The organism is Escherichia sp. 94.0001, assembly GCF_013369155.2.
GTDB classification, from domain to species: domain Bacteria; phylum Pseudomonadota; class Gammaproteobacteria; order Enterobacterales; family Enterobacteriaceae; genus Escherichia; species Escherichia coli_F.
This window is the reverse complement of record NZ_JABWMS020000093.1, coordinates 1-10,820: the sequence shown is the minus strand read 5'-3', so window position 1 is coordinate 10,820 and position 10,820 is coordinate 1. Positions and strand designations below refer to the sequence as shown.

At 54.6% G+C, this 10,820-nt stretch carries 14 protein-coding genes; 13 read left to right on the top strand and 1 reads right to left on the bottom strand.

Annotated features, from left to right (window positions below):
* Positions 1-168: 168 nt before the first annotated feature.
* Entirely contained in the window at positions 169-363 is a 195-nt protein-coding gene (locus HEN33_RS22915) for a YlcI/YnfO family protein (protein ID WP_001307652.1), read from the bottom strand.
* Between the two features lie 394 nt (positions 364-757).
* Between HEN33_RS22915 and HEN33_RS22910 the strand changes: the two genes are divergently transcribed.
* Genes HEN33_RS22910 through gpG form a run of 13 tightly spaced genes read left to right on the top strand, consistent with a single transcriptional unit; the run spans position 758 to position 10,819 of the window.
* Entirely contained in the window at positions 758-1,267 is a 510-nt protein-coding gene (locus HEN33_RS22910) for a terminase small subunit (RefSeq protein ID WP_000235436.1), read from the top strand.
* A complete protein-coding gene (locus HEN33_RS22905; protein WP_040092826.1) occupies positions 1,239-3,167 on the top strand; it encodes a phage terminase large subunit family protein in 1,929 nt (642 codons plus the stop codon). The genes HEN33_RS22910 and HEN33_RS22905 overlap by 29 nt, the downstream gene beginning before the upstream one ends.
* Positions 3,151-3,357, top strand: a complete 207-nt coding sequence (locus HEN33_RS22900) for a phage head-tail joining protein (protein WP_000259002.1) — start codon at positions 3,151-3,153, stop codon at positions 3,355-3,357. Before HEN33_RS22905 ends, HEN33_RS22900 begins: the two co-directional genes overlap by 17 nt.
* Positions 3,354-4,946, top strand: a complete 1,593-nt coding sequence (locus HEN33_RS22895; protein ID WP_000831794.1) for a phage portal protein — start codon at positions 3,354-3,356, stop codon at positions 4,944-4,946. Before HEN33_RS22900 ends, HEN33_RS22895 begins: the two co-directional genes overlap by 4 nt.
* A complete protein-coding gene (locus tag HEN33_RS22890) occupies positions 4,936-6,441 on the top strand; it encodes a S49 family peptidase (protein WP_001253908.1) in 1,506 nt (501 codons plus the stop codon). The genes HEN33_RS22895 and HEN33_RS22890 overlap by 11 nt, the downstream gene beginning before the upstream one ends.
* A 36-nt stretch (positions 6,442-6,477) precedes the next feature.
* The gene (locus HEN33_RS22885) at positions 6,478-6,825 is read left to right on the top strand and encodes a head decoration protein (RefSeq protein WP_176263228.1); all 348 of its coding nucleotides are present in this window, start codon (positions 6,478-6,480) and stop codon (positions 6,823-6,825) included.
* Positions 6,826-6,882: 57 nt separating this feature from the next.
* Complete coding sequence (locus HEN33_RS22880; RefSeq protein WP_000522623.1) at positions 6,883-7,911, top strand: major capsid protein; 1,029 nt, start codon at positions 6,883-6,885, stop codon at positions 7,909-7,911.
* A 51-nt stretch (positions 7,912-7,962) separates the two neighbouring features.
* Positions 7,963-8,346 carry a DNA-packaging protein FI gene (gene gpFI / locus HEN33_RS22875; protein WP_000201512.1) on the top strand — a complete coding sequence of 128 codons (384 nt, stop codon included), beginning with the start codon at positions 7,963-7,965 and terminating at the stop codon, positions 8,344-8,346.
* Positions 8,339-8,692, top strand: a complete 354-nt coding sequence (locus HEN33_RS22870) for a head-tail joining protein (protein ID WP_001204554.1) — start codon at positions 8,339-8,341, stop codon at positions 8,690-8,692. Before gpFI ends, HEN33_RS22870 begins: the two co-directional genes overlap by 8 nt.
* A 15-nt stretch (positions 8,693-8,707) precedes the next feature.
* On the top strand, positions 8,708-9,241 hold the full coding sequence (locus tag HEN33_RS22865; RefSeq protein WP_000974985.1) for a phage tail protein: 534 nt from the start codon (positions 8,708-8,710) through the stop codon (positions 9,239-9,241).
* Positions 9,238-9,633: a phage minor tail U family protein gene (locus HEN33_RS22860; protein WP_059259619.1), complete on the top strand. Its 396-nt coding sequence runs from the start codon at positions 9,238-9,240 to the stop codon at positions 9,631-9,633. Before HEN33_RS22865 ends, HEN33_RS22860 begins: the two co-directional genes overlap by 4 nt.
* A gap of 7 nt (positions 9,634-9,640) precedes the next feature.
* The gene (locus HEN33_RS22855; RefSeq protein ID WP_176263227.1) at positions 9,641-10,381 is read left to right on the top strand and encodes a phage tail protein; all 741 of its coding nucleotides are present in this window, start codon (positions 9,641-9,643) and stop codon (positions 10,379-10,381) included.
* 15 nt (positions 10,382-10,396) lie between these two features.
* Positions 10,397-10,819, top strand: coding sequence for a phage tail assembly chaperone G (gpG, locus tag HEN33_RS22850; RefSeq protein ID WP_000479179.1), 423 nt, complete (start codon positions 10,397-10,399; stop codon positions 10,817-10,819).
* Position 10,820: the final 1 nt, after the last annotated feature.

Genomic DNA, 10,820 nt, shown 5'->3' with positions numbered 1-10,820 from the left:
TCGCCGTATTCCCGCATTAACCATGACCGTAGCCCGACGGGGAATTCCTTCTGCGTGAGTGTGCGGGAATAATCAAAAACGATGCACACCGGGTTTTACTGTGCTGACAGACGCAGGGTTACCCTCATAGTCGCTTTTCCGGTGCGATGGTGGAAGAAACCGGGATGTTCATCCATCATCACTTTGGATTGATGTATATGCTCTCTTTTCTGACGTTAGTCTCCGACGGCAGGCTTCAATGACCCAGGCTGAGAAATTCCCGGACCCTTTTTGCTCAAGAGCGATGTTAATTTGTTCAATCATTTGGTTAGGAAAGCGGATGTTGCGGGTTGTTGTTCTGCGGGTTCTGTTCTTCGTTGACATGAGGTTGCCCCGTATTCAGTGTCGCTGATTTGTATTGTCTGAAGTTGTTTTTACGTTAAGTTGACGCAGATCAATTAATACGATACCTGCGTCATAATTGATTATTTGACGTGGTTTGATGGCGTAGATGCACGTTGTGACATGTAGATGATAATTATTATCATTTTGCGGGTCCTTTCCGGCGATCCGACAGGTTACGGGGCGGCGACCTCGCGGGTTTTCGCTATTTATGAAAATTTTCCGGGATCCATGTCCGGTTTCTCTTCAAGTTAACTATATGAAAAATATAAAAACAGGTCTTCTGTGAACCGGACATGAACAAAAAACAGACATGTAAACCGGACATGACCGGTTTTGTTGTGATTGTGAGGTGAGAGTTTTTGCGAGGTGAGGAGTGGCTACGCAGACTGAAGTTGCCAGGCATTTAAGTCTGACCGATCGCCAGCTTCGCAGATTGCAGAAATTGCCGGGTGCCCCGATATCGAATAAGCGAGGGCAACTGGATCTGGATGCCTGGCGCGATTTTTACATATCGTATCTGAGGAGAAGTAAAAACGATGTGCCTGATGGCGATAGCGAAGACGACTATGAGGAGAAATTGCTTATTGCCAGATGGGAACTGACAGCAGAACAGGCTGTTACACAGCAGTTAAAAAATGAGGTGTCAAAAGGAAAACTTATTGACACCGGGTTCTGTATTTTTGCCCTCAGTAAGCTGGCAATGGCGTTATCCAGTACGCTTGATTCCATCCCTTTATCCATGCAGCGACAGTTTCCTGATTTAACACCGCGCCATCTTGACCATCTGAAAACCCTTATTGCTAAGGGGGCAAATCAGTGTGCGCGGGCAGGGGATAAATTACCGGATTTACTCGATGAATATATCAGAGCAACAACTGAATAATATGATGGCTGCCGTTTCGGTTGCGCTGCAGCCTCTGGTCAGGGTTGTACCAATGACGGCAGTTGAATGGGCTGATCAAAATTATTATCTGCCTAAAGAATCTTCATATGGTGAGGGAGAATGGAAAACGCTGCCATTCCAGATCGCCATTATGAACTGTATGGGTAACGACCAGGTTCGCACGGTTAACCTGATTAAATCTGCCCGTGTTGGCTATACAAAGATGTTGCTGGGGGTGGTCGGGTATTTTATTGAGCATAAATCCCGAAACAGTCTGCTTTTTCAGCCCACGGATTCTGCCGCTGAAGATTTTATGAAGTCTCACGTGGAGGCGACGATTCGGAACGTGCCATGCCTGAAAGACCTTTCCCCATGGCTGGGTCGTAAACATCGTGACAATACTCTCACGCTGAAACGCTTTTCATCGGGCGTCGGTTTCTGGTGCCTGGGCGGCGCTGCCGCCAAAAACTACCGTGAAAAATCCGTGGACGTGGTCTGCTATGACGAACTTTCCTCGTTCGAGCCGGATGTCGAAAAAGAGGGCTCGCCAACCCTGCTGGGGGATAAGCGTATTGAGGGGTCGGTGTGGCCAAAATCCATTCGCGGCTCGACGCCTAAAATCAAAGGCACCTGCCAGATCGAAAAAGCCGCTAACGAGTCGGCGCATTTTATGCGTTTTTATGTGCCCTGCCCGCACTGTGGGGAGGAGCAGTATCTGAAATTTGGCGATGAGTCCACGCCTTTTGGGCTTAAATGGGAGAAGGACAGCCCTGAAAGTGTTTTCTACCTCTGTGAACATCATGGCTGCGTGATCCATCAGTCTGAGCTTGACCAGAGCAACGGGCGGTGGATCTGTGAAAACACGGGCATGTGGACCCGTGACGGTCTGACGTTTTTCAGCGCCCGGGGTGATGAAATTCCGCCGCCGCGCTCCATCATGTTCCATATCTGGACGGCGTACAGTCCGTTCACCACCTGGGTACAGATTGTCTATGACTGGCTGGATGCACTGAAAGATCCCAACGGCCTGAAAACCTTTGTGAACACCACGCTGGGCGAGACCTGGGAAGAAGCCGTGGGCGAAAAACTCGATCACCAGGTACTGATGGATAAGGTGGTGCGTTACACGGCGGCGGTGCCTGCCCGGGTGGTTTATCTGACGGCGGGCATTGACTCGCAGCGAAACCGTTTTGAGATGTATGTCTGGGGATGGGCTCCGGGAGAGGAAGCCTTTCTGGTGGATAAAATCATCATTATGGGGCGTCCTGATGAGGAAGAGACGCTGTTACGTGTGGATGCGGCGATCAACAAAAAATACCGCCATGCGGATGGCACCGAAATGACTATTTCCCGTGTCTGCTGGGACACCGGGGGGATCGATGGTGAAATTGTTTATCAGAGATCAAAAAAACACGGTGTTTTCCGGGTGCTGCCGGTAAAAGGCGCATCTGTCTATGGCAAGCCGGTGATCACCATGCCAAAAACCCGCAATCAGCGGGGCGTGTATCTGTGTGAAGTGGGAACGGACACCGCAAAAGAAATTCTCTATGCCCGTATGAAAGCCGATCCCTCGCCTGCGGATGAAGCCACGTCGTATGCCATCCGTTTTCCTGATGATCCGGAGATTTTTTCGCAGACAGAGGCGCAGCAACTGGTGGCGGAAGAGCTGGTGGAGAAGTGGGAAAAAGGAAAGATGCGTCTGCTGTGGGATAACAAAAAGCGGCGTAACGAAGCGCTGGACTGCCTGGTGTATGCCTACGCGGCATTACGTGTGTCCGTGCAACGCTGGCAGCTTGATCTGGCTGTACTGGCAAAATCCCGGGAAGAAGAGACGACCCGGCCAACCCTGAAAGAACTGGCAGCGAAGCTGTCCGGAGGAGTGAATGGTTACAGTCGCTGAACTGCAGGCGCTGCGTCAGGCGCGCCTTGATTTATTAACCGGTAAACGGGTGGTGTCTGTCCAGAAAGATGGTCGCAGAATTGAATATACGGCGGCTTCTCTGGATGAGCTTAACCGGGCGATCAATGATGCGGAGTCGGTACTGGGGACAACCCGGCGTCGCCGTCGTCCGCTGGGAGTGAGGTTATGAAACGAACGCCTGTCCTGATTGATGTGAACGGCGTTCCGCTTCGTGAGAGTCTCAGCTACAACGGGGGCGGTGCAGGATTTGGCGGGCAAATGGCGGAGTGGTTGCCACCGGCGCAGAGTGCCGATGCGGCCCTGCTGCCCGCGTTGCGTCTGGGGAATGCCCGGGCAGATGATCTGGTGCGCAATAACGGAATAGCGGCCAATGCGGTGGCACTGCATAAGGATCACATTGTCGGGCATATGTTTCTTATCAGCTACCGTCCGAACTGGCGCTGGCTGGGGATGCGGGAGACCGCAGCAAAAAGCTTTGTCGATGAGGTGGAGGCGGCCTGGTCGGAATACGCCGAAGGGATGTCTGGCGAGATCGACGTGGAAGGAAAACGCACGTTCACGGAATTTATCCGTGAAGGTGTGGGCGTTCATGCGTTTAACGGCGAAATCTTTGTGCAGCCGGTCTGGGATACGGAAACCACGCAGTTATTCCGTACGCGTTTTAAAGCCGTGAGTCCGAAACGGGTGGACACGCCAGGACACGGTATGGGGAACCGTTTTCTGCGGGCCGGGGTGGAGGTCGATCGATATGGCCGTGCCGTTGCGTACCATATCTGTGAGGATGATTTTCCTCGCTCCGGGAGTGGACGATGGGAACGGATCCCGCGTGAACTTCCCACCGGGCGTCCGGCCATGCTGCATATTTTCGAGCCGGTGGAGGACGGGCAGACCCGTGGGGCCAACCAGTTTTACAGCGTCATGGAACGGCTGAAGATGCTCGATTCCCTGCAGGCAACACAGCTTCAGTCGGCCATTGTGAAGGCAATGTATGCAGCGACGATTGAAAGTGACCTTGATACCGAAAAGGCCTTTGAATATATCGCCGGTGCGCCGCAGGGGCAGAAGGATAATCCGCTTATTAATATTCTGGAGAAGTTCTCCAGCTGGTATGACACGAATAACGTGACGCTGGGTGGTGTCAAAATTCCGCACCTTTTCCCCGGGGATGATCTGAAACTACAGACTGCGCAGGATTCAGACAATGGATTTTCGGCGCTTGAACAGGCGCTGCTGCGGTATATCGCCGCCGGTCTTGGCGTTTCCTACGAACAGTTGTCCCGTGATTACTCGAAGGTCAGTTATTCAAGTGCCAGGGCCTCTGCCAATGAGTCGTGGCGCTATTTTATGGGGCGGCGAAAATTTATTGCGGCCCGGCTGGCCACGCAGATGTTTTCCTGCTGGCTGGAAGAGGCACTTCTTCGGGGGATTATCCGTCCGCCACGGGCGCGTTTTGATTTTTATCAGGCGCGATCAGCCTGGTCACGGGCAGAGTGGATTGGTGCCGGAAGAATGGCCATTGACGGGCTCAAGGAGGTTCAGGAATCGGTGATGCGCATTGAGGCCGGACTGAGCACGTATGAGAAAGAGCTGGCGCTGATGGGCGAGGATTATCAGGACATTTTCCGCCAGCAGGTCAGGGAATCTGCAGAGCGGCAAAAAGCCGGACTCTCACGTCCGGTGTGGATAGCGCAGGCGTATCAGCAGCAGATAGCGGAGAGTCGCAGGCCGGAAGAGGAGACAACACCCCGTGAGACGTAATCTTTCACACATTATTGCCGCAGCATTCAATGAACCGCTGCTTCTGGAGCCCGCCTATGCGCGGGTTTTCTTTTGCGCGCTCGGGCGCGAGATGGGGGCAGCAAGTCTTTCGGTACCACAACAGCAGGTACAGTTTGATGCTCCCGGAATGCTGGCTGAAACGGACGAGTACATGGCCGGAGGTAAACGACCGGCCCGTGTTTACCGGGTGGTGAACGGTATTGCTGTACTGCCGGTGACCGGCACGCTGGTGCACCGGCTGGGGGGTATGCGGCCATTTTCCGGAATGACAGGCTATGACGGCATTGTCGCCTGTCTTCAGCAGGCAATGGCGGATAGCCAGGTGCGGGGCGTACTGCTGGACATTGACAGTCCGGGCGGGCAGGCCGCCGGCGCGTTTGACTGCGCTGACATGATTTACCGCCTCCGTCAGCAGAAGCCGGTCTGGGCACTGTGCAATGACACGGCCTGTTCTGCAGCCATGCTGCTGGCGTCGGCCTGCTCCCGACGGCTGGTTACCCAGACATCCCGTATCGGCTCCATTGGCGTGATGATGAGCCATGTCAGCTATGCCGGTCATCTGGCGCAGGCCGGTGTGGATATCACGCTGATTTACTCAGGGGCGCACAAGGTGGATGGCAATCAGTTTGAAGCCTTACCGGCAGAGGTTCGCCAGGACATGCAGCAGCGCATTGATGCGGCGCGCCGGATGTTTGCCGAAAAAGTGGCCATGTTTACCGGTCTGTCTGTTGATGCCGTCACGGGAACAGAGGCCGCCGTTTTTGAAGGTCAGTCCGGCATTGATGCCGGGCTGGCGGATGAATTAGTCAATGCGTCGGATGCCATCAGTGTGATGGCCACGGCGCTGAACAGTAATGTCAGAGGAGGCACTATGCCGCAATTAACTGCAACGGAAGCCGCCGCGCAGGAGAACCAGCGAGTGATGGGGATCCTGACATGCCAGGAAGCGAAAGGACGTGAACAGCTTGCCACGATGCTGGCAGGACAACAGGGCATGAGCGTTGAACAGGCCCGGGCGATTCTGGCCGCGGCGGCACCGCAGCAGCCGGTGGCATCCACGCAGAGTGAAGCCGATCGCATTATGGCGTGTGAAGAAGCGAACGGTCGTGAACAACTGGCGGCAACGCTGGCGGCGATGCCGGAGATGACGGTGGAAAAAGCCCGCCCGATCCTGGCTGCTTCACCGCAGGCGGATGCCGGACCCTCACTCCGTGATCAGATCATGGCACTGGATGAGGCAAAAGGGGCTGAGGCGCAGGCTGAACAGCTGGCTGCCTGCCCGGGAATGACTGTGGAGAGCGCCCGGGCTGTGCTGGCTGCGGGATCAGGTAAGGCAGAACCGGTCTCTGCATCCACAACCGCCCTGTTTGAACGCATCATGGCGAACCATTCACCGGCAGCGGTACAGGGTGGCGTGCCACAGACGTCAGCAGACGGTGATGCGGACGTGAAAATGCTCATGGCTATGCCATGAAGTCAGTGCTGACCATCAACAGGAGGTTTTTACAATATGGTAACGAAAACCATCACTGAACAGCGTGCGGAAGTACGTATTTTTGCCGGTAATGATCCGGCTCATACCGCCACAGGCAGCAGCGGGATTTCCTCGGCAACACCGGCACTGACGCCCCTGATGCTGGATGAAGCTACCGGGAAACTGGTGGTCTGGGACGGACAGAAAGCCGATAGTGCGGTTGGCATACTGGTACTGCCGCTTGAAGGCACAGAGACGGTACTGACGTATTACAAGTCGGGGACCTTTGCGACGGAGGCAATCCGCTGGCCTGACAGTGTGGATGAACACAAAAAGGCAAATGCCTTTGCCGGCAGTGCCCTGAGTCACGCGGCGCTGCCGTAACACGTTATCAGGCCACCGCGGTGGCCTGACTGATTTCTGAATGAAAGGAACTGATTTATGGGATTGTTTACGACCCGCCAGTTACTCGGTTATACCGAACAAAAAGTGAAATTTCGTGCGCTGTTTCTGGAGCTGTTTTTCCGCCGTACGGTGAATTTCCATACCGAAGAGGTGATGCTGGACAAAATTACCGGAAAAACGCCGGTGGCGGCCTATGTCTCCCCGGTTGTTGAAGGAAAAGTGCTGCGTCATCGCGGTGGTGAAACCCGCGTGTTACGTCCGGGCTACGTCAAGCCGAAACACGAATTTAATTACCAGCAGGCGGTTGAGCGTCTTCCCGGTGAAGATCCGGCTCAACTGAACGACCCGGCCTACCGTCGTCTGCGTATCATCACCGATAACCTCAAACAGGAAGAGCATGCCATTGTCCAGGTGGAAGAAATGCAGGCGGTGAATGCCGTGCTGTATGGCAAATACACCATGGAAGGGGATCAGTTTGATACTGTCGAGGTGGATTTTGGACGCTCTGAAGGAAATAACATTGAGCAGGCCGACGGTAAAAAATGGTCTGAGCAGGACCGTGATACGTTTGATCCGACGCATGATATTGACCTCTACTGCGATCAGGCCAGCGGTCTTGTGAATATTGCCATTATGGACGGTACTGTCTGGCGTCTGCTGAATGGTTTTAAGCTGTTCCGCGAAAAACTGGATACCCGTCGCGGCTCAAATTCACAACTCGAAACGGCAGTGAAAGACCTGGGGGCGGTGGTGTCTTTCAAAGGGTATTACGGCGATCTGGCCATTGTGGTGGCGAAAACGTCTTATGTGGCAGAGGACGGTACCGAAAAACGTTATCTGCCGGAGGGCACGCTGGTCCTGGGAAATACGGCTGCAGATGGGATCCGTTGTTACGGTGCCATTCAGGATGCGCAGGCGTTGTCCGAAGGTGTGGTGGCTTCTTCCCGTTACCCGAAACACTGGCTGACCGTGGGCGATCCGGCCCGTGAATTTACCATGACGCAGTCCGCACCGCTGATGGTGCTGCCGGATCCGGATGAGTTTGTGGTGGTGCAGGTGAAATAATCCGTGAGCGGGGGCGAAATGCCCCCGTGTCTTTTTTCACAGGGGGCTGATATGGCAACAAAAGAAGAAAATCAGAAACGTCTTCGTCAACTGGCTGGCCTGCTGGGGCGCGAGGCGGATATGTCGGGGAGTGCTGCGGATATTGCGCAACGTGTGTCTGAGTGGGAAGAGGAGCTTGCTGCTTCCCGGGAGGGCATTATGCCTGGTGATGAGAGCGGGCCTGAGCAAAATCACACAGACGATGGTGAGCAGTTGCACAACACTGATGCTACGGATGATGTTAAAGCGGTCCGTGTGCGGAAATGCCTGCATGTGATGGGGTATTGCCCGGAGACAGGCCGTCCCGTTGAACTGACGTACCGGGGCATGCGTGTTCTGGTGCCATCACCACTGGCGACAGCCATGATACAGCACGGAACGGCTGAGCATGCGTGATTTTCAGAATGCCTTTGATGCTGCCCTCGCCGGGGTGGACAGCACGATTGTTGAAGTGATGGGGCTCTGTGCGCAGTTCACCTCGGGGGCACAGTGTGGCAGCGAAGTTCAGGGGGTTTTTGACGATCCGGAGTCGCTGGGGTTTGCCGGTGGCGGGGTCCGTATTGAAGGAAGCAGCCCGTCATTATTTGTGCGGACGGATACGGTTCGTGCCGTGCGGCGTGGTGACACGCTGACCATTAATGGTGAGATATTCTGGGTGGATCGTGTTTCTCCGGATGACGGGGGCAGCTGTTATCTCTGGCTCAACCGTGGTCAACCACCCGCAGTTAACCGGCGACGATAAACGCAGGGTGAAATTATGGCGATAAAAGGGCTTGATCAGGCGATTGACAATCTGAGCCGGGTTCGTAAAAACGCCATTCCGGCGGCTTCAGCAATGGCCATTAACCGCGTGGCCACAACGGCGATTAATCAGTCTTCATCACAGGTTGCCCGGGAGACAAAGGTTCGCCGGAAACTGGTTAAGGAACGGTCCAGACTGAAACGGGCGACGGTCAGAAATCCGAATGCCAGAATTATCGTTAACCGCGGTGATCTCCCTGTGATTAAGCTGGGGATCAGGATGCCGGGGCGTCGCCCGAACAGCATACTTAAAGCCGGTCAGCATCGGTATCAGCGGGCATTTATTCAGCGATTAAAAAATGGTCGCTGGCATGTCATGCAGCGTGTGGCCGGGAAAAACCGTTACCCCATTGATGTGGTGAAAATCCCGATGGCGGCCCCACTGAAACAGGCATTTGATGAGAATGTTGACCGTATCCGGCGTGAACGCCTGCCTAAAGAACTGGCATCCGCGCTGAAACAACAACTGAGGATTGCAATAAAACGATGAAACACACTGACATTCGTGCCGCAGTGCTGGATGCACTCGAGCAGCATGAACACGGGGCGACGCTGTTTGATGGTCGCCCCGTTGTTTTTGACGAAGAGGATTTTCCTGCGATCGCGGTTTATCTGACGGATGCAGAGTATACCGGTGAAGAGCTGGATGCAGATACCTGGCGGGCCACGCTGCATATTGAGGTGTTTTTACCGGCACAGGTACCGGATTCAGAGCTTGATCAGTGGATGGAAAGCCGGATTTATCCGGTGATGAGCGATATCCCGGCACTGTCAGATTTGATCACCAGTATGGTGGCCAGTGGCTATGACTACCGGCGCGACGATGATGCGGGCCTGTGGAGTTCTGCCGATCTGACTTATGTCATTACCTATGAAATGTGAGGACGCTATGCCTGTACCAAATCCAGCAATACCGGTGAAAGGTGCCGGAACCACCCTGTGGGTTTATAACGGGAGCGGCGACCCTTATGCGAACCCGCTTTCAGACGTTGACTGGTCGCGTCTGGCAAAAGTTAAAGACCTGACGCCCGGCGAACTGACCGCTGAGTCCTATGACGACAGTTATCTCGATGATGAAGATGCGGACTGGACCGCGACCGGGCAGGGGCAGAAATCCGCCGGAGATACCAGCTTCACGCTGGCGTGGATGCCCGGAGAGCAGGGGCAGCAGGCGCTGCTGGCGTGGTTTAATGAAGGTGATACCCGTGCCTATAAAATCCGCTTCCCGAACGGCACGGTCGATGTGTTCCGTGGCTGGGTCAGCAGTATCGGTAAGGCGGTGACGGCGAAGGAAGTGATCACCCGTACGGTGAAGGTCACCAATGTGGGCCGTCCGTCAATGGCAGAAGATCGCAGCACGGTAACAGCGGCAACCGGCATGACGGTAACGCCAGCCAGTGCTTCCGTAGTGAAAGGGCAGAGCACCACGCTGACCGTGGCATTCCAGCCGGAAGGCGCAACCGACAAGAGCTTCCGTGCGGTGTCAGCGGATAAAACAAAAGCCACCGTGTCGGTCAGTGGTATGACCATCACCGTGAAGGGCGTTGCTGCAGGCAAGGTCAACATTCCGGTCGTATCCGGTAATGGTGAGTTTGCTGCGGTTGCAGAAATCAACGTCACCGACAGCTAATCCGGAGAGTCAGCGATGTTCCTGAAAACCGAATCATTTGAACATAACGGCGTGACCGTCACGCTTTCTGAACTGTCAGCCCTGCAGCGTATTGAGCATCTTGCCTGGTTGAAAGAGCAGGAAAAAAAGGCTGAATCCAGTGGCAACCTGCAGGTGTCTGTAGAGGATCTTATCAGAGGCGGGGCGTTTCTGGTGGCGATGTCTCTGTGGCATAACCATCCGCAGAAAACAAAGCTGCCGTCCATGAATGAAGCCATTACGCAGATTGAGCAGGAAGTGCTTACCACCTGGCCCACGGAGGCAATTGCTCAGGCTGAAAACGTGGTGTTACGTCTGTCCGGAATGTCTGAGTTTGTTGTGAATAATGCCCCTGAACAGACAGATGACGCCGGGCCTGCAGAGCCTGTTTCTGCGGGAAAGTGTTCGACGGTGAGCTGAG